19 protein-coding genes, 1 tRNA gene and 1 riboswitch are annotated in these 17,807 nt (G+C 61.1%); of the genes, 2 read left to right on the top strand and 18 right to left on the bottom strand.

Annotation, left to right across the window (positions count from 1 at the left end; genetic code table 11):
• Positions 1 to 4: 4 nt before the first annotated feature.
• The 9 genes from AACO21_RS02625 to cydP are packed head-to-tail and all read right to left on the bottom strand — an operon-like array spanning position 5 to position 5,364.
• Positions 5 to 490: a DUF2141 domain-containing protein gene (locus AACO21_RS02625; RefSeq protein ID WP_346190925.1), complete on the bottom strand. Its 486-nt coding sequence runs from the start codon at positions 488 to 490 to the stop codon at positions 5 to 7.
• A complete protein-coding gene (locus AACO21_RS02630) occupies positions 474 to 836 on the bottom strand; it encodes a NifB/NifX family molybdenum-iron cluster-binding protein (protein WP_346190926.1) in 363 nt (120 codons plus the stop codon). Before AACO21_RS02630 ends, AACO21_RS02625 begins: the two co-directional genes overlap by 17 nt.
• Before the next feature lie 9 nt (positions 837 to 845).
• Positions 846 to 1,178, bottom strand: coding sequence for a cyd operon YbgE family protein (locus tag AACO21_RS02635; RefSeq protein ID WP_346190927.1), 333 nt, complete (start codon positions 1,176 to 1,178; stop codon positions 846 to 848).
• Complete coding sequence (cydX, locus tag AACO21_RS02640; RefSeq protein ID WP_346190928.1) at positions 1,141 to 1,266, bottom strand: cytochrome bd-I oxidase subunit CydX; 126 nt, start codon at positions 1,264 to 1,266, stop codon at positions 1,141 to 1,143. The genes AACO21_RS02635 and cydX overlap by 38 nt, the downstream gene beginning before the upstream one ends.
• A 12-nt stretch (positions 1,267 to 1,278) precedes the next feature.
• Positions 1,279 to 1,899: a ubiquinol-cytochrome c reductase iron-sulfur subunit gene (petA, locus tag AACO21_RS02645; protein WP_346190929.1), complete on the bottom strand. Its 621-nt coding sequence runs from the start codon at positions 1,897 to 1,899 to the stop codon at positions 1,279 to 1,281.
• A gap of 10 nt (positions 1,900 to 1,909) precedes the next feature.
• Positions 1,910 to 3,049, bottom strand: coding sequence for a cytochrome d ubiquinol oxidase subunit II (cydB, locus tag AACO21_RS02650; RefSeq protein ID WP_346190930.1), 1,140 nt, complete (start codon positions 3,047 to 3,049; stop codon positions 1,910 to 1,912).
• 16 nt (positions 3,050 to 3,065) lie between these two features.
• Positions 3,066 to 3,533: a hypothetical protein gene (locus AACO21_RS02655; RefSeq protein WP_346190931.1), complete on the bottom strand. Its 468-nt coding sequence runs from the start codon at positions 3,531 to 3,533 to the stop codon at positions 3,066 to 3,068.
• A 9-nt stretch (positions 3,534 to 3,542) separates the two neighbouring features.
• Positions 3,543 to 5,099 carry a cytochrome ubiquinol oxidase subunit I gene (locus AACO21_RS02660; RefSeq protein WP_346190932.1) on the bottom strand — a complete coding sequence of 519 codons (1,557 nt, stop codon included), beginning with the start codon at positions 5,097 to 5,099 and terminating at the stop codon, positions 3,543 to 3,545.
• A complete protein-coding gene (gene cydP / locus AACO21_RS02665) occupies positions 5,089 to 5,364 on the bottom strand; it encodes a cytochrome oxidase putative small subunit CydP (RefSeq protein WP_346190933.1) in 276 nt (91 codons plus the stop codon). Before cydP ends, AACO21_RS02660 begins: the two co-directional genes overlap by 11 nt.
• Positions 5,365 to 5,476: 112 nt before the next feature.
• Here cydP and AACO21_RS02670 point away from each other — a divergent pair, with 112 nt between their 5' ends.
• Positions 5,477 to 6,799 carry a sigma-54-dependent Fis family transcriptional regulator gene (locus tag AACO21_RS02670; RefSeq protein ID WP_346190934.1) on the top strand — a complete coding sequence of 441 codons (1,323 nt, stop codon included), beginning with the start codon at positions 5,477 to 5,479 and terminating at the stop codon, positions 6,797 to 6,799.
• A gap of 14 nt (positions 6,800 to 6,813) precedes the next feature.
• On the opposite strand, the gene AACO21_RS02675 is transcribed toward AACO21_RS02670, so the two are convergent.
• From AACO21_RS02675 to AACO21_RS02690, 4 genes are all read right to left on the bottom strand, one after another.
• Complete coding sequence (locus AACO21_RS02675; protein ID WP_346190935.1) at positions 6,814 to 7,941, bottom strand: NrdH-redoxin; 1,128 nt, start codon at positions 7,939 to 7,941, stop codon at positions 6,814 to 6,816.
• Positions 7,942 to 8,092: 151 nt separating this feature from the next.
• Positions 8,093 to 8,701 (bottom strand): cytochrome b/b6 domain-containing protein, encoded by a 609-nt coding sequence (locus AACO21_RS02680; protein WP_346190936.1) that lies wholly within the window; start codon positions 8,699 to 8,701, stop codon positions 8,093 to 8,095.
• Positions 8,698 to 10,341, bottom strand: a complete 1,644-nt coding sequence (locus AACO21_RS02685) for a tetrathionate reductase family octaheme c-type cytochrome (protein ID WP_346190937.1) — start codon at positions 10,339 to 10,341, stop codon at positions 8,698 to 8,700. The genes AACO21_RS02680 and AACO21_RS02685 overlap by 4 nt, the downstream gene beginning before the upstream one ends.
• 441 nt (positions 10,342 to 10,782) lie before the next feature.
• Positions 10,783 to 10,858: transfer RNA gene (locus AACO21_RS02690), tRNA-Lys, on the bottom strand.
• A gap of 172 nt (positions 10,859 to 11,030) precedes the next feature.
• Here AACO21_RS02690 and AACO21_RS02695 point away from each other — a divergent pair.
• The gene (locus AACO21_RS02695) at positions 11,031 to 11,855 is read left to right on the top strand and encodes a mechanosensitive ion channel family protein (protein ID WP_346190938.1); all 825 of its coding nucleotides are present in this window, start codon (positions 11,031 to 11,033) and stop codon (positions 11,853 to 11,855) included.
• Positions 11,856 to 11,956: 101 nt separating this feature from the next.
• Here the strand turns inward: AACO21_RS02695 and metF are convergent, their stop codons facing one another.
• The 5 genes from metF to metK all read right to left on the bottom strand — a co-directional run bounded on the left by metF (position 11,957) and on the right by metK (position 17,668).
• A complete protein-coding gene (metF, locus tag AACO21_RS02700; protein ID WP_346190939.1) occupies positions 11,957 to 12,781 on the bottom strand; it encodes a methylenetetrahydrofolate reductase [NAD(P)H] in 825 nt (274 codons plus the stop codon).
• Positions 12,778 to 13,605 (bottom strand): TlyA family RNA methyltransferase, encoded by an 828-nt coding sequence (locus tag AACO21_RS02705; protein WP_346190940.1) that lies wholly within the window; start codon positions 13,603 to 13,605, stop codon positions 12,778 to 12,780. Before AACO21_RS02705 ends, metF begins: the two co-directional genes overlap by 4 nt.
• A gap of 22 nt (positions 13,606 to 13,627) precedes the next feature.
• Positions 13,628 to 15,028 (bottom strand): adenosylhomocysteinase, encoded by a 1,401-nt coding sequence (ahcY, locus tag AACO21_RS02710; RefSeq protein ID WP_346190941.1) that lies wholly within the window; start codon positions 15,026 to 15,028, stop codon positions 13,628 to 13,630.
• Positions 15,029 to 15,105: 77 nt separating this feature from the next.
• Positions 15,106 to 15,169: riboswitch (S-adenosyl-L-homocysteine riboswitch) on the bottom strand.
• A 33-nt stretch (positions 15,170 to 15,202) separates the two neighbouring features.
• Positions 15,203 to 16,429, bottom strand: a complete 1,227-nt coding sequence (locus AACO21_RS02715; RefSeq protein ID WP_346190942.1) for an HD-GYP domain-containing protein — start codon at positions 16,427 to 16,429, stop codon at positions 15,203 to 15,205.
• Positions 16,430 to 16,504: 75 nt separating this feature from the next.
• Positions 16,505 to 17,668: a methionine adenosyltransferase gene (gene metK / locus AACO21_RS02720; protein WP_346190943.1), complete on the bottom strand. Its 1,164-nt coding sequence runs from the start codon at positions 17,666 to 17,668 to the stop codon at positions 16,505 to 16,507.
• Between the last annotated feature and the right edge of the window lie 139 nt (positions 17,669 to 17,807).

Raw genomic sequence — 17,807 nt, forward strand, 5'->3', positions numbered from 1 at the left:
TGATTCAGTAGGTCAGGCGGATGGCGATGCGGCTTTCGGGCGCGTTGACTTCGATGGCGCTGTCGTCGAAGCCGGGTGGTCCCATCACCTTGGGATTGTTGGAGAGGCCGTAGCCCTCGACGGGGAACATGCCGAGGCGCAGGTTGAGCTTCTGGTCGTCGTTGGCATCGTGGTACACCATCACCGCGTAGCGGCCAGGTGCCAGGCCGTCAAAGCTCAGCGTCAGCGTGCCCGGCCTGGCTGGCAATGAAACGATTTTGAGCGCCTTGTCTTCCTTGCGGAAGCTGTCCGGCTCGCGGTAGAGCGAGGCGCGGATATTGCCGGCGCTGTCGCGAACACTCTGCAGTTCAACGATCAGCTTGCCGCCATCGGCCAGGGCATTGCCGCCCGCCAGCATGCAGGCGAGCAACCACGGGCGGATAGGCAGGCGCGGCGGCGTCGGGCGGGTAACAGGCGGAGACTGCAGGATGTTTTCAGTGGGCATGGTCATGACATTGGTGATCGCTTTGCGGCGGAAAACGCTCCAGCGCATTGGCGAGGAAGGCAGCGATCGCCTGATCGGGGCTCTCCTCGACAGTGATGACCGGCAGGATGCCGCGCTGCATCAGGCGGTGATACAGCCCCGCCCCCATCCCGCCGCTGATCAGGACGTTGATCCCGGCGAGCGGTTCAGGCAAGGCGTGGTGTTGCGCGTGCAGCGTAGTCTTGAGAGGCAGTTCCAGCAGTTGCTTGCCCTTCACGCTGCCCTGCTCGATCTCGTACAACCAGAATTTGCGGCACTTTCCGGCGTGCCCGGTAATGCTGTGGCGGTTCTGGCTGGTCACGGCAATATGCATAAGCATCTCCTAATATGTAATAAAAGTACGCCCGAGTGTCATCATTCGCCAGATCGCCAGCGCCAGAAAAAGCAGGGGGGCGGGCGTGGAAAACATCAGACGTAGAACCCGGTTGTGCGGGATGAAGCCGACCCCGCGCACGAAGCCGGCACTCATCGCAGCAAAAAGCAGCACGGCCAGCGGATGATCTGCCCGACCGGCGAGGTCGGTGGCGATGCCCGGCAGGATGGTCATGACCACAAGAATGGCGATCGCGATCAGCAAGGGCAGCCAGCCGATACCGGCCGACAGCTTGGGGTCGTACTCAGTGACGGTCGTGTTCATGGCCTTGAGCAGCGGCACGGGCGGCCTCGTTTTCACCCCAGAGGGCATTCAGGATGGCCAGCAGCACGGCAAAGCCGATACCGAGAACCCAGGCGAAGTACCACATGATGTCTTCCTTTCAGGTCTTGTCGAACTCGTCGGCGCCGATAATCAGGCGGGTATCCGAGAGATATTGATGCGGCGGCACTTCGAGGTTGCTTGGTGCCGGCTTGTTCTTGAAGACACGGCCGGCAAAATCGAAGGTCGAGCCGTGGCAGGGGCAGAGAAAGCCCCCGGGCCAATCGGCACCCAACGCCGCCTCACCCGGGGTAAATGCGGCTGAAGGTGAACAGCCGAGGTGGGTACAGATGCCGACCGCGACCAGCACCTCCGGCGTGCGCGAACGGGTTTCATTGGTGGCATAGGCCGGTTGCTGCGGTTTGTTCGATGCCGGGTCGGCGAGCATGGGCTCGGCTTTTTTCAGCGCGGCCAGCATTTCCGGCGTGCGATTGAGAATCCAGACCGGTTTCCCTCGCCATTCGACAACCATCATGTCGCCCGGCTGCAGTTTCCCGATATCGACTTCAACCGGTGCACCGGCCGCCTTGGCCCGATCAGAGGGCGTCAAGCTGGCAACGAAGGGGATCACGGTCGTGGCGCCCAACACCCCCCCGGCTGCGACCGTTGCCATCAGCCACTGACGGCGGGCGGGACTATCGCAGACGGTGAAGGATGGCCCCTGGCATGTACATTCAGACATGAGATTCTCCTCAGTAGGCCGCATGTTCGTTTTCGCGGATGTAGGCAGCAGTCACCTTGCCGGCCATGACCTTGTAGGCCCAGCTGGTGTAGGCAATGATGATGGGCATGAAAATTACCGTCGCCCAGAGCATGATGTTGAGCGTCAGCTGGCTGGAAACGCTGTCCCAGACCGTCAGGCTGGCACGCGGATCGGACGACGACGGCATGATGAACGGGAACAGCGACGCACCGGCAGTGCCGATGATGCCGAGAATGGCCAGCGAGGAGGCGACGAAGGCAGCGAGCGTCGCCCCTTGTGCGGCCAGCAGCATGGCGATCAGGATGCCGGCGTAGGCGATGGCTGGCAGCGCCATCGTTGCCGGGTAGCGTTCGTAATTGGCAAGCCAGGCACCCGCCTTCCGGACCACGGTTTTATCGAGCGGATTGGGCAAGGACTCCGGGTTCACCGCAGAGGTAATGGCGTAACCGTCGATGCCCTGCCACAACCAGAGGCCTGCCACAGAGAATGTAAGCAACAGCAGGCCGCCGAAAAGCATCATGGCGGTGCGGCTGCGGGCGTAGACCGCCCCATCGGTGCGGTGCATCAGATAAATCGCACCGTGGAAGGTGATCATCGCCGCAGACACCACGCCACAGAGCAGGGCAAAGGGATTGAGCAGCGCCCAGAACGTGCCGGTGTAGGTGGACATCAGATTGTCGGCAAACTGGAAGGGCACGCCGAGAAAGAGATTGCCGAAGGCAACACCGAAGATCAGCGGCGGCACGGCGCCGCCGATAAAGAGGCCCCAGTCCCAGGTCTTGCGCCAGGTCGGGTTGTCAATCTTGCTACGGTAGTCAAAGCCGACCGGACGGAAAAAGAGTGCCCAGAGCACCGCCAGCATCGCCCAGTAAAAACCGGAGAAAGCGGTGGCATAAACCAGCGGCCAGGCGGCGAAGATGGCGCCGCCACCAGTGATGAACCAGACCTGGTTGCCGTCCCAGTGGGGACCAACGGTATTGATGACAACCCGGCGTTCGACATCATTCTTGCCGACAAAGGGAAGCAAGGTGCCGACGCCCATGTCGTGGCCGTCCATGATGGCGAAGCCGACGAGCAGGACCCCCACCAGCAGCCACCAGATGATTTTCAGGCTTGGATAATCGAGCATGACATGTCCTTTTCTATCAATGGCTGCCGGCGCTACTCGCCAGCTTCAACAACTGCTTGAACTGAACTTCGGAAAGCGACGCGCGGATACGGCCAATGGTGGCAATCTGCGCCTCGGTCGCTTCGCGCTTGGCACTTGCCAGGCTGTCGAGCCGGGACTGCAACTCGGCCGCAGACAAACCGCCGCCGAGGACGTCCTGCGCGATGGCCTTCTCCAGCACCTCCGCCTGCTTCAAGCGGGCAAATACTTTCATCGGCGCCTCGGCCATCAACTCGCGAATGAGCGTTTTCTGCGCTTCATCGAGTCCCAGCCTGCCAGCCTGAACCTGGGCAACCTTCAGGACGTGGGGCAGATTGGCCGGCAGGATGAGTGCGTAGTCGGTGGTTTCCGGCAACAGGTGGCGCTCATGGCCTTTTTCGGCATGCACCGGCCCGGCAAGCAGGGCGGACAGGGCAATCAGAGGGATCAGGTTTTTTCCGTTCATCAGGTGACCTCAGGCGTGAGCAAGTTCGTTGTCGTAGCGGCCGGTGCCAAGACTGCCCGGCCCCTGCTTGGCAAACTTGACCATCAGATACATTTCGACGATCAGGAGCAGGGTGTAAAAGCCAATGAAGCCGGCCAGCGAGCCGTACAGGCTGTTCACCGACAGCGTCGACACTGACATATGGGTAGGCAGCACGCCGTAGATGGTCCAGGGCTGCCGACCGTACTCGGCAACGAACCAGCCCAGTTCGCAGGACAGCCAGGGCACCGGCAGCATCCACAGGGCAGAACGCAGGAGCCAGGGTTTGTCGGCGAAGTTGCCTTTCAGTGAATAGACCAGCGCCGCACCGAACAGGCCGAGCATCAGGAAGCCGAAGGCGACCATCAGGCGGAAGCTCCAGAACAGCGGCGTGACGCGCGGGATGGTGTCGGCGACCGCCTTTTCAAGAATTTCCGGGGTGACCTGACGGACATCAACCAGATATTTCTTGAGTAGCAGGCCAAAGCCGAGGTCGGCCTTGTGTTCCTCGAATTCGGCCTTCATCGCGGCGTCGGCCGGGTTCTTGCGCAGCGCTTCGAGGGCAACGACCGCTTCCATGCCGGACAGGATGCGCTCGCGGTTCTTCTCGCGAATCTCCTTGATGCCGGGAATCTGCTTGTCGAGCGAACGGGTACCGATGATGCCCATGACCCAGGGAATCTCGATGGCAAAGTCGTTCTTCATCTCTTTTTCGTTGGGGATGGCGATCAGGTTGAAGCCGGCCGGTGCCGGTTCGGTCTCCCACATCGCTTCCATGGCGGCTAGCTTGGTCTGCTGGGCTTCGCCGACGGTGTAGCCGGATTCGTCGCCGAGGACGATCACCGAGCAGATCGAGGCAAAGCCAAAGGCGGCGGCAATGCGGAAGCTCTTTTTGGCGAACTCGACATCACGACCACGCAACAGGTAGAAGGCTGAGATCGAGAGGACAAACATGGCGCCGGTGACATAGCCGGCTGAGACGGTATGGACGAACTTGGCCTGGGCATCCGGGTTGAACAGCACGGCCCAGAAGTCGACCATTTCCATGCGCATTGTCACGTAGCTGAATTCGGCGCCGACCGGGTTCTGCATCCAGCCGTTGGCGATCAGAATCCACAGGGCCGAGAGATTGGTGCCGACGGCCATGAGGATGGTTACCAGCAGGTGCTGGCGGCGCGACAGGCGATCCCAGCCGAAGAAGAACAGGCCGATGAAGGTCGATTCGAGGAAGAAGGCCATCAGGCCCTCGATGGCCAGCGGCGCACCAAAAATGTCGCCGACGTAGTGGGAGTAGTAGGCCCAGTTGGTACCAAACTGGAACTCCATGGTGATGCCGGTGGTCACGCCGAGCGCGAAGTTGATGCCGAAGAGCTTGCCCCAGAAGCGGGTCATGTCCTTGTAGATGGTTTTGCCGGTCATTACATAGACCGACTCCATGATGACCAGTATCCAGGTCATGCCGATGGTCAGAGGCACGAAGAGGAAGTGATACATCGCGGTCACGGCGAACTGCAGGCGCGAGAGATCGACGAGTTGCTCACTGAGCATGGGGTTCTCCTGAATGAAGACGTTGGGTGGCCGCACTTGCCGGTTGGGCCAGATGTTCGGCAAGGCGCTGGCCATCGACCTCGACCCGGGCGTCGCGAATGAATGCCCACCACAGGCCAACAATGATCAGCAGCTTGATGATCACGATGGCGTAGATTTCTCGGCGAAGGCGGGTTTTTCCCTGTGACATCGGCAGCGAGGTTAGGATTAATATCAGTACTTGCTTATCAATCTTCGTGCCAGCCGATTCATGGATATTTTTCAATTTAAAAACAATTGATTAAAAACCCTGCTACAAATTGCCGCAGGGCTTCCATGGCAGAAGCGATGGCAATGTGGCAGTATTTGACAGTCCATATACATGCCATGGCAGACAAATGACAGTAGCCGCCAACGCCCCCGTCGAACTGGTGTCCTTTCTCGAATCGCTCAGCGAGCCGCATATCCTGTGCGACCGCGACTACCGGATTCTGGCCGCCAACAAGGCCTACCGCGACAAGTGGGAGGGGCAGCAGCGCATCGTCGGCCGCACCTGTTACGAGGTATCGCACCGCTACAAGCTGCCTTGCGATCAGGCCGGCGAATCCTGCCCGCTGCAGCGCAGCCTGCGCTCCGGCCAACGTGAGCGGGTTGTGCATCTGCACCATACGCCGCACGGCGAGCGTTTCGAGAACATCGAACTGTCACCGATCCGCGATGCCAGCGGCGAGATTGCCTATTTCATCGAAAAGATCGACCCGCTGCCGGTCCCGCGCACCGACGAACACGCCCGCGGCCTGATCGGTCGCTCGCCGACCTTCATGGCGATGATGGACATGGTGGCGCGCGTCGCCCCTTCCGATGCCGCCGTGCTGCTACAGGGGGAGTCGGGCACCGGCAAGGAGCTGGTCGCCAGCGCCATCCACCAGATGAGCCGGCGGACGGAAAAACCCTTTGTCGCGGTCGACTGCTCCGGGCTGGCGGAAACCCTGTTCGAAAGCGAACTGTTTGGCCACGAGCGCGGCGCCTTTACCGGCGCTGTCACGCGCAAGATCGGTCTGATCGAGGCTGCCTCGGGCGGCACGCTGTTTCTTGACGAGGTGGGTGACATTCCGCTGTCGATCCAGGTCAAGCTGCTGCGCCTCCTCGAAACCGGCACCTTCCGCCGTGTCGGCTCGACCGAGGTGCTGCAAGCCGATATCCGCGTTGTTTCCGCCACCCACCGGCCGCTGGCCGAGATGGTCGAGGCCGGCAGCTTCCGTCAGGATCTTTTCTACCGTCTCAACGTCTTTCCCGTGTTTTTGCCGCCGCTGCGCGAACGCCGCGAAGACATTGCCGTGCTGGCCGAAGCCTTGCTGCCGCGCGTCAGCAACGGCCGCAAGCTTCGCCTGAGCGACGAAGCGATCCGCTGGCTGCGCGATTACAGCTTCCCCGGCAATGTCCGCGAGTTGCGCAACCTGCTGGAGCGCGCCTGCCTGCTCTGCGACAGCGACGACATCGACCTGCGCCATCTTCCGGCCGGCGCATCGCCCCCCCTGCTGCGGTCAACGCCAATAAGTGCCCAAAACCGCAAGTCCGCCAGCAAGCTCAGCGACCGCGAACTGGCCGACATTGCCGCCGGTTTTCCCGGCAGCCGCAAGGAACTGGCGCGCCATCTCGGCATGTCGGAGCGCACGCTTTACCGGCGCCTCGGCCGTCACGAAAACAGCGGCGACGCGTAGCCGGGCGTATTCCGCTAGGTGCTCGTCAGCCGGGCGGCCAGCCAGGTGAAAAAGGTCGCAGCGGCTGGCAGCAAGACGGCGATCAATGGGCTGTCGAGGCGTTCCGGCATCAGCAGTAGCAGGATGCCGAGACCGAGCATCATCAGCCCGGAGAGCAGCTTGAGCAGGCGCCCCTCGCGCTCGCTCAGCTTGCGCGCCCCAAGCGTGCGGACAAAACCAATGACGATCAGCAACAGCGGCAGCACGTAGATCAGGTTGTAAAGCGCCAGATAGAGGTAATGCGTGGCGGGATCGGTCTCATGCAAGGTCAGCACACGGGTGAACACCATCGGAAAACCGGCCGTGCACAGCAATTCATAAAAGTTGGCGGCCATCGCCAGCAGCACAGTCGAGGCCAGCATGGCCAGCAGACTGTCGGCCTGCATCAGCGTTCTTACCCGCTGGAAGATGCCCGCCTTGCCGCGCTCGCTGATTGACAGCGACACACCCTGCTTGAAAGCGAAGAAGTCCTTGATATTGATCCCTGCCACCGTCAGGGCCAGCAGGCCGGCCGCGGCGGTGATCCACGGCAGGCTGCCGATGACGACGAAGAGATTGAGCCAGGCCGCCATGAAGGCGAAGTACATGAGTCCGGAAACGCTGACGAAAACCCCGCCAATCAGCAGCATCCGCCGACGTTGGTGCTGATGGGCAAGTAGCGAGAGCAGGAAGAGCAGGACGAAAAACGCGCAGGGATTGAAGGCATCCAGCCCGGCAAGCAGCACGGTGAGCAGCGGCAATGAGAGTGCCGCCGGATCGACTTCGCCCAGCAAGGGTACGGCGATGCGTGAAGGTTCAGCCGTCCCGCCTGATGCCGGTTCGCCCGACTCGCAGGCCAGCAGGCGCCCGATCAAGGACTCCCGGCCAGCGGCGCTGTCATCCCAGCCAACTGCCATTTGCCCACAGTAAATCAGGGTTGGTACCGCCTGTGCTGTGCCGCCCAGCGCCTCGGCGCGAGCCACAAAGCGCTGCAGGTTATCCGGCGAACGGGTGATCTCCCTCGTTTCGATCCGTAGCCAGGGGTTCTCTTTCGCCATCGCCTCGATCTGCGGCAAGGCCTCCAGGCAATGCGGGCACTTCAAGGACCAATAGACCTCCAGCACCACCTCAGCGCGCAGCGCAGCGCAGCGGCAAAGCAGATCAACCCAATAAAGAGGAGAAAACGACGCATGATCCTGATGCTTTGTTTTTCGGGTTCACTTCAGTCTAGCCCCGCCAAAAAAAGTCACGCAAGGAGTAACTACGATCGCAAAATCAGTGGTGTTCGTCGACTTCCTCCCAGCCGGTGATCATCGCCTTGATGTGGGCGAAGATGGTGTGACCGGTGGTGGTGAGGTAGACGTGGATGAAGAAGAATGCGGTAATCATGTAGGCGCCGAGTACGTGCAGGGTGGCAACCCATTCCAGCGACAGATTCTGGTCAATGCCGAGCTGCGCCCAGTCACCGTAGAACAGGTAGAAAATGCCGGTGCCCCAGATCAGTGGCGAGATGAAGGCGAGCAGTGCGAGGTAGGCCAGGCGTTGCAGCGGGTTGTGCTTCTGCAGCACCGTCTTTTTGAAGGGATGCGGCGAGTTGATGAAGATGCCAATGGTGTAGTACTTGATCATCGCCCCGACATTCTTGATCGAGGGCAGGTATTGCCGCCACTCGCCGGTAGTGAATTGCCAGAAGATGGTGAAGGCCCACAGCGTCAGTAGCGCCCAGGCCGCTAGGGTGTGCAGCTGCACCGCTTTCTGGAAGCCGATCAGGGTATAGCTGCCGTGCACTTCAAAGCCGGTGATCATCATGATGATGATCAACAGCGCCTGCGACCAGTGCCAGAACCGTTCGTAACGCTTGTAGATGTAGATGCGTTCGCTCATTTTGCCTTCTCCTTGCGACGGGTGGCGAAGCGGATGGCGCCGTGCAGCAGGCCGCCGCCAATGGCGCCGGCAATCATCAAACCACCGAGCAGATCGACCCAGTCCTTGGTATCGCGGCCGGGCAGGTAGATGTCGGTAATCGCCGCCAGCCGGCCATCAGCCGAGCGGGTGTGGCACTCCTGACACGGCACGGCCTTTTCCTTGGGCGCAACCATGTGGGTGATGAACCAGTTCATGCGCGTTTCGATGAAGCCGAATTCCCCGCTGTAGGGCAGCCCGGCGGTTTCCATGCCGGACTTGATCGACTTGGCGTAGTCGTAGTGCTTCCAGAAGGCGGTGTCGTCGTCGCCCCAGACGTGGTTTACCACCAGCGTCTTGTTGACCTTGTCGTAGGCCTGCTTGCCATGCATGACCTTGAACGGCCAGATGCGGGCGTTGGGGTCGCTGGCCGAGCCTTCGACGCGGTTCATTTCGAGCACCTTGGTGTCGTCGAACTTGTCGGTGATCGCCATCTGGTGAACAACGCCGTTGTACCACTTGTACTCGGGGCGGACGTTCTCGCCGAGCTTGAAATCACCCTTTGCGGCCGAGTAGGTCAGGTGGCCGTGCTCATCCTTGATGAACAGCGGCTTGCCATCGGCGTCCTTCTTGCCGGCGGTTGACCAGTCCCAGAGCATCTTGGTGGCGACACCGCCGCGAGCGTACTCGGGAATATGGCAGGTCTGGCAGGCCACCTTGTTGGCGTGGTTGTTGATCTTCGCCTCCTTGTGCGGCTTCACGCCATGGCAGGATTCGCAGGTCGCCCGGTTGTGGTCGTCCTTGGGCAGGTCCATGCCATGGCTGTCCTTGGCCGTCGGCGCATAGCGGCTGCCGGAAGGCTGGTGGGCATTGAAGGTGTGGCAGTCGGCGCAGACCATGTTGGCGCCGTCCGAGGCCATGTGCACATCGAGTTCGCGCTTGGGCTTGAGCAGCGAGGAATCGAGGTCGCCGTGTTTGACCGCATCGCCGCCACCGCCGTTGAAATGGCAGTTGCCGCAATTCTTGCGGCCGGGGCTGCCCACGTGCTGCGCGATTTTAGTCAGGTCTGGCGCCTTGAACTGCTTTTTGCCCGGCGGGCCTTCCATCGGCTCGAACTCGCGGTCGGCATACAGCGGGTGGCCGGCATCGGTGCCGAACTTGCGATAGGTTCCGGTGGTGTCATGGCAGGCGAGGCAGTCGACATTGCTCTGATCGGCAAAGTCAAAGTTCTTGTCCTTCCAGCCGTAGCCGGCGTGGCAACTGGTGCAGCGCGGCTCGTTGGAGGTAATCGAGCCACAGAAATTGTTGGCAGCGTGCTGCTTGCCCAGCTTTTTGCCGGTCTTGGTGTTGGTCGCCTCCCAGGTCCAGTGGATGCTCTTCATCACCTGATGGCCAGCCTTGTTGTGGCAGGTCAGGCAGGCCTTGGTGACCTCCGGCCCGGACTTGAACGGTCCCTTGAGTGCTTCAAGCTGACTGTGGTCGGTGGTCGATTTTTCCTTTGCCGCCGGCACTACGGCAGGTGCGACAACTCCCGATGCCGGCGCTGGTGATGCCTGCGCTGCCAGGCTGACGGCAGCCACCATGCACCCCCCGGTGAACATTCGCCAAATTTTCTTGTACATAAGGCCCCCTTGCATATTAGAGGCTTCTTATCAATTACCGTGCCACGCGGAAGAAATCGCCCAATTCCACTACCTGCAACGATTTGGTAATAATTGAACCTCATGTGGCAGCGCCACTACTGCCAATATCAACGCACACTGGCAGTTTTGACACACCCACAGACGGAAGCCGCTGCTGCCGTCCAAAGTGCGAAGTTTGGCAAGAGGTCGGGTGCCGTCCTACGCCGCAAGCGAAAGCGGCTATTAACCACCAACACCGCCTGAAAGGCGGCTTACAGACGTTTTGCCGTCTGATACCGGCCACAGCCTCAAGGTCGGCTTTGGCCGACGAAGAGACAGTGGGGTGTCTAAGGTTCCAACCAGAAATGGACCAGACGGTAACCAGAAAACAAAAAAGCCAACCGGTTGGTTGGCTTAGCTGCTTGAGTTTCCTCAGGATTTTGGTGGGTCGGGCGAGATTCGAACTCGCGACCAACGGATTAAAAGTCCGCTGCTCTACCGACTGAGCTACCGACCCGCTCAAAAGGAAGCGCGAATTATAGAGATGCTCCGGGTGGGCGTCAACGCTCTTGGATGAAAATTGTGAAGAAATGTGCCCGGGTGAGCACTGACGGGGCATGCCTTCTACACTGCGGAGCACTGCCTGAGTGCTTGGGCAGGGGGTGGTTCAACCTTGATAGGAGCGTGTCATGACGGAACAGGATATTTCCCGTTATCAGGATTTGATCGTCGCCACGGCGACCGACATTGGCGTCAAGATCCTGGCGGCGATTGCATTTTGGGTGATTGGTCGCTGGCTGATCGGGGTGGCGTTGGGCATGGTCCGGGCCGCGTTGGAGAAGCAGAAGGTGGATCCGACGGTCCTGCGCTATGTCGGCTCGATTGTCACCGTGACCCTGAATGTGCTGCTGGTGATCGGCATTCTGGGCTACTTCGGGATTCAGACCACCACCTTTGCGGCTTTGATTGCCGGCGCGGGGATTGCGATTGGTGCCGCCTGGGCGGGGCTGCTGGCAAACTTTGCGGCGGGCGCCTTCCTGATCGTGCTGCGGCCCTTCAAGGTGGGGGACTTCATTTCGGCGGCGGGCGTGGTGGGGACGGTGACTGAGATCGGTCTGTTCGCCACGACGATCAATACGCCGGATAACGTCTCCACGGTGGTCGGTAACAACAAGATCTTTGGCGACAACATCCAGAATTTCACGCACAACCCGTTTCGACGCGTGGATTTGAAGTGCCAGCTTTCGGGGGCGGCCGATCATCAGGCAGCGATGGCCTTGCTGCGTGAAAAGGTCGGGGCGCTGCCGAATGTGCTGACGACACCGGCTGTCGATGTCGAGATTCTGGAATTCACGCTGGTCGGGCCGGTGTTGGCGGTACGTCCTTATTGCCATAACGACCATTACTGGCAGGTCTATTTCGACACCAACAAGACGATCCGTGAGGCTTTGGCCGAAGCCGGGTTCCCGGCCCCCATGCCGGCGCAGAACGTGATCGTGACGCAATCGGCCTGATCCCCGGGCAGACACATACAGAAAAGCCCGCCTGGCGGTTCGCGCCAATGCGGGCTTTTTGATTTTGGCCGGTGCAAACCGGTCGACCGTCGGGGAATCGTTTAGCCGAGGCGGCGGCAGATTTCGGTGGTCAGGGCCGCCTGGTTCATGCAGTAGAAGTGCAGCCCGGGGGCGCCGCCCTTGAGCAGGCGTTCGCACAGTTCGGTGACCACATCGAGGCCGAACGCCTTGATGCTGTCGCTGTCGTCGCCGAAGCTTTCGAACTTCTTGCGCATCCAGCGCGGCAGCTCGGCACCGCAGGCATCCGAAAAGCGGGCCAGTTTGCTGAAGCCGACGATGGGCATGATGCCGGGGATGATCGGGATATCGACGCCCAGGGCCTTGGCTTCATCGACGAAGTGGAAATAGGCATCGGCGTTGTAGAAGTACTGCGTAATGGCCGAATTGGCGCCGGCCTTCACCTTGCGTGCAAAGGCCTCGAGATCGTCCTTCGGACTCTTGGCCTGCGGATGCCATTCCGGGTAGGCGGCGACTTCGAGGCTGAAGTGATCGCCGGTTTCGGCACGGATGAATTCGACCAGCTCATTGGCGTAGCGGAACTCGCCGGTTTCGGCCATGCCGGACGGCAGGTCGCCGCGCAGGGCGACGATGCGGCGGATGCCGGCCTCTTTGTATTCGGCCAGGATTTCGCGAATCGAATCGCGGCTGGAGCCGATGCAGGAGAGGTGCGGTGCGGCGTCGAAGCCTTCGGCGGCGATTTCCTTGACGACGGCGAAGGTGCGCTCGCGGGTCGAGCCGCCGGCGCCGTAGGTGACCGAGAAGAATTCCGGCTTGAGTTCGGCCAGTTTCTGGCGGGTCGCGCGCAGCTTGTCGATGCCTTCGGGCGTCTGCGGCGGGAAGAATTCGATGGAGATTTCAGGTTTCATTTGCTTAACCAGATGAAGAATTCGCGGTTGCCATCGCCGCCGGTGATGGGGCTGTCGAACCAGCCTTTGGCAGTGAGGCCGAGCGTGCGGGCGAGGTCGAGAAAACGCAGTTCGAGTTCGCGATACAGCGTCGTGTCACGCACGATGCCGCCCTTGCCGATATTGCCGGGGCCGACTTCGAACTGCGGTTTGATGAGCAGGACGAGCTGGCCGTCGGCGGCCAGCAGGGCGGGAAGTTGCGGCAGGATCAGCGACATCGAGATGAAGGAGACGTCGCCGACGATGAGATCGAAGCCGCCCGCCGGCATGGCGTCGCCGAGATCGGCTGCACACAGCGCACGGCAGTTGATGCCCTCGCGCATTGTGATGCGCGGATCATTTTTGAGCCTGGGGTGCAGTTGACCGTGACCGACGTCGACGCCGACGACGTGGTGCGCACCGGCCTGCAGCAGACAGTCGGAAAAGCCACCGGTAGATTGGCCGACATCGAGACACACGCTGTCGCGGACATCGACCCCGGTTTTTTCCAGGGCGCCGGCCAGTTTGAGGCCGCCGCGCGAGACGTAGCGGTCGCTATCGTCGCTGCTGACGGTCAACGTGACTTCGGGCAGCAATTCCAGTGAGGGTTTAGCGATGGGGGCGCCATCGGCGAAAACGCGACCGGCTGCAATCAGCTTTTGTGCCTGGGTGCGGGAAGTCGCCAGGCCGAGCTGGACCAGCAGCGCATCGGCGCGCTGCAGGCCCCCCCGGTCAACCGGCGATTTGGCCGGTTTTTCATCACGCGGCCGACCGCCCTGACGGGCATGGAAGGAGTTCATGCTCATGGACGGTCAGCTTGTGCGCCGCTTAGTAGCGGTAGTGGTCGGCCTTGTACGGGCCTTCGACCGGAACACCGATGTAGTCGGCTTGTTGCTGCGTCAGCGTGGTCAGTTGCACGTTGAGCGTCTTCAGCTGCAGACGGGCGACCTTCTCATCCAGATGCTTGGGCAGCGTGTACACACCGACCGGGTAATCGGCGGTCTTGGTGAACAGCTCGATCTGGGCGATGGTCTGGTTGGCGAAGGAGGACGACATCACGTAGGACGGGTGACCGGTGGCGCAGCCGAGGTTCACCAGGCGGCCCTTGGCGAGCAGGATGATGCGCTTGCCATCCGGGAAGATGACGTGATCGACCTGCGGCTTGATTTCTTCCCACTGGTACTGTTCCAGCGAGGCGACATCGATTTCGTTGTCGAAGTGGCCGATGTTGCAGACGATGGCGTTGTTCTTCATCTTGACCATGTGGTCGTGCTGAATCACATGGAAGTTGCCGGTGGTGGTGACGAAGATGTCGGCCTTGTCGGCGGCGTATTCCATGGTCACGACGCGGTAGCCTTCCATCGCGGCCTGCAGGGCACAGATCGGGTCGATTTCGGTGACCCACACTTGGGCTGACAGGGCGCGCAGGGCCTGGGCGGAACCCTTGCCCACGTCGCCATAACCGCAGACGACGGCGATCTTGCCGGCAACCATCACGTCGGTGGCGCGCTTGATGCCATCGACCAGCGATTCGCGGCAGCCGTAGAGGTTGTCGAACTTGGACTTGGTGACCGAGTCATTGACGTTGATGGCCGGGAACTTGAGGTCGCCGCGGGCATGCATCTGGTACAGGCGATGGACGCCGGTGGTGGTTTCTTCCGTCACGCCCTTGATTTCGGCCAGGCGCACGGAGTACCAGGTCGGATCGACAGCCAGCTTGGCCTTAATGGCGGCGAAGAGGATGGTTTCTTCTTCCGAGCCCGGGTTGGCCAGCACGGAAATGTCCTTTTCGGCCTTGGCGCCGAGGTGCAGCAGCAGGGTGGCATCGCCGCCGTCGTCGAGGATCATGTTGGAGTAGCCGCCGTCGGCCCACTCGAAGATGCGGTGGGTGTAATCCCAGTAATCGACCAGGGTTTCGCCTTTGACCGCAAAGACCGGGATGTTGGCAGCGGCGATGGCGGCAGCGGCGTGGTCCTGCGTCGAGAAGATGTTGCACGAAGCCCAGCGGACGTCGGCGCCGAGCGCGGTCAGCGTCTCGATCAGGACGGCGGTCTGGATGGTCATGTGCAGCGAACCGGTGATGCGGGCGCCCTTCAGGGGTTGGGTCTTCGCGAATTCTTCGCGAATGGCCATCAGGCCCGGCATTTCGGTTTCGGCGATCTTGATTTCCTTGCGACCCCAGTCGGCAAGGTTGATGTCGGCGATGACGTAATCTTTGAATTCAGCCACAGCAAGCTCCTTAGTAACTGTGGCCGGGGCGGGGTACGGTTTTCAGGCTCACCGTTGCCCCTGCGCCCGGCAGGGATGGACAGTGAGCGCCGTTATGAACCGAGCCTGAGGGAAATGTCCCCTGCAGCGCCCCTCGGTAGGTGACGGATTATAAACCGGTTTTTGCCGGGGTGTTCAGGTCTTGTCGCCAACCCACCAGCGGTCGACGTCCTTGATTCCCCATTTTGCTGCATCTTCCCGCGCGGCAATTTTCTCGGGGCTGCGTGCAAGATCGATGACTTCCGGGGTGATGTAGGCCTGGGCGCGGGTCGAGAAAAAGACCTTGACCTTGGGTTTGAGCAGGGACTGCTCGCCTTGCTCGATGACAACGCCGAGCTTTCCCGACTCCAGGCGCACCAGCGAGCCGATCGGATAAATGCCGAGGCTTTTGACGAAGGCCTGGAATACCATCGGATCGAAGTGTCCCTTCCATTCCGCCATGCGCTTGATGGATTCGGCAGGGTCCCAGCCGGCCTTGTAGGGGCGGTTTGAGGTGATCGCATCATAGACGTCGCAGACAGCGCCCATCTTGGCGAAAAGGCTCATCGTCTCGCCATTCAGGCGCTTCGGGTAGCCGCTGCCATCGACTTTTTCATGGTGGTGCAGGCACACGTCCTTGACCACCTCGCTGACATCCTTACCCTCAAGGAGGAGCTTGTAGCCTTCCTCAGGGTGCGTTTTCACCAGATCGAATTCCGCGTCGGTCAGTTTGCCGGGCTTGTTGAGGACCTCCAGCGGGATCATGGCTTTGCCGAGGTCGTGCAGCAAGCCTGCCATCCCGGCATCGCGCGTCTGTTTCTCGTCGAGGCCGAGTTGACGGGCGAGGGCGATCATCAGGGCGCAGACGGCGACCGAGTGCATGAAGGTGTAGTCGTCCGCCGTTTTGAGGCGGGCCAGGCTGATCAGTGCGCCCGGGTTGCGCATCACCGAATTCGAGATTTCCTCGACCAGCGGGGCGGCGGCTTCCGCCTCAATGGCCTTGCCCATGCGGGCTTCCTGGAACATCGACACGACGGCCTCGCGGCCTTTCGAAACAATGCGGGAGGCGCGTTTGACTTCGTCGGAGAAGCTGGAGGGCACCGTGGCGGCAGGATCGGGTTCCTGCTCGATCTCTGGCTGCGGGAAGTCGTCGGCAGAAGGGGCGGCATCAGGTGAATGTGCCGATTCCGGCGTGTCTACATCCTTACCTTTGGCAATGTCGATCCAGACTTCTCGGATGGCGCTCTCGCGGACCAGGGCCAGATCGCGGGGGTCCGTCAGGACGAATTTCGTCCGCCAGAACGGGTGCTCCAGCCAGGCGCCGCAGAAGGCCTGCAAGTGCATGCCGAGACGCAGTTGTTCGACGGGGATCTTTTTCAGCATATTTGCTGATTCTAGCGATAAAAAAGGGAGCCGGCGATGGGCTCCCTGTCCATTTTGAGCTGCTCGCTCAGCGGCTTACAAGCCGGCGTCGTTACGCAGCAAGGCAGCGCGGTCGGTGGCTTCCCAGGTGAATTCCGGCTCGTCGCGGCCAAAATGGCCGTAGGCGGCAGACTTCTGGTAAATCGGGCGGAGCAGATCGAGCATGTTGACGATGCCCTTCGGGCGGAGGTCGAAGTGCTTCTTGATCAGCGCAGTCAGGGTCTCGTTGCTGACCTTGCCCGTACCGAAGGTGTCGACCATCACGGAGGTCGGTTCGGCGACGCCGATGGCATAGGAAACCTGAACCAGGCAGCGCGAGGCCAGACCGGCGGCGACGATGTTCTTGGCCACATAGCGGCCGGCGTAGGCAGCGGAACGGTCGACCTTGGAAGGATCCTTGCCGGAGAAGGCACCGCCACCGTGCGGTGCAGCACCGCCGTAGGTGTCGACGATGATCTTGCGGCCGGTCAGGCCGCAGTCACCCTGCGGACCGCCGACGACGAAGCGGCCGGTCGGGTTGACCAGATACTTGATGTCGCCCTTGATCAATTCCTTCGGAAGTACCGGCTTGATGATCTCTTCGATGGTCTGTTCGCGCAGGTCTTCCAGGCTGATGTCCGGCGAATGCTGGGTGGACAGGACCACGGTGTCGATGCAGTAGGGCTTGCCATCAACGTACTTGATGGTGACCTGGGACTTGGCATCCGGGCGTGCCCAGGCCAGACGGCCATCCTTGCGCAGCAGGGCCTGGCGCTCGACGAGGCGGTGCGACAGGTAGATCGGCAGCGGCATCAGCGACGGGGTTTCGTCGCAGGCGTAACCAAACATCAGACCCTGGTCGCCGGCACCCTGGTTCAGGTTGTCGTCGTAGGCCTTGTCCACGCCCTGGGCGATGTCCGGGCTCTGCTTGTCGTAAGCGACGAGCACGGCGCAGCCCTTGTAGTCGATGCCGTAGTCGGTGTTGTCGTAACCGATGCGCTTGATCGTGTCGCGGGCAACTTGAATGTAATCGACGTTGGCGTGCGTGGTGATTTCGCCGGCGAGGACGACGAGGCCGGTGTTGCAGAGGGTTTCAGCGGCGACGCGGGCATGCTTGTCCTGCGCCAGGATGGCGTCGAGGATGGCGTCGGAAATCTGGTCGGCAACCTTGTCCGGGTGGCCTTCGGAAACGGATTCCGAGGTGAAGAAGTATTCGCTCATGGCGGGCTCCAGCGGTCCTTCGGTACAGCGTAACCGGCTTCGGACCAGGAGCGGGCGACGCTTTAGCGGTATTTGTATTCGCCCCGCAAGTTGTCTCTTTAACTCGGCGATCTTGTAATATTAGCGTTTTTCTTCCGGG

The sequence above is a fragment of the Dechloromonas sp. ZS-1 genome (assembly GCF_039649255.1).
Lineage (GTDB): Bacteria > Pseudomonadota > Gammaproteobacteria > Burkholderiales > Rhodocyclaceae > Azonexus.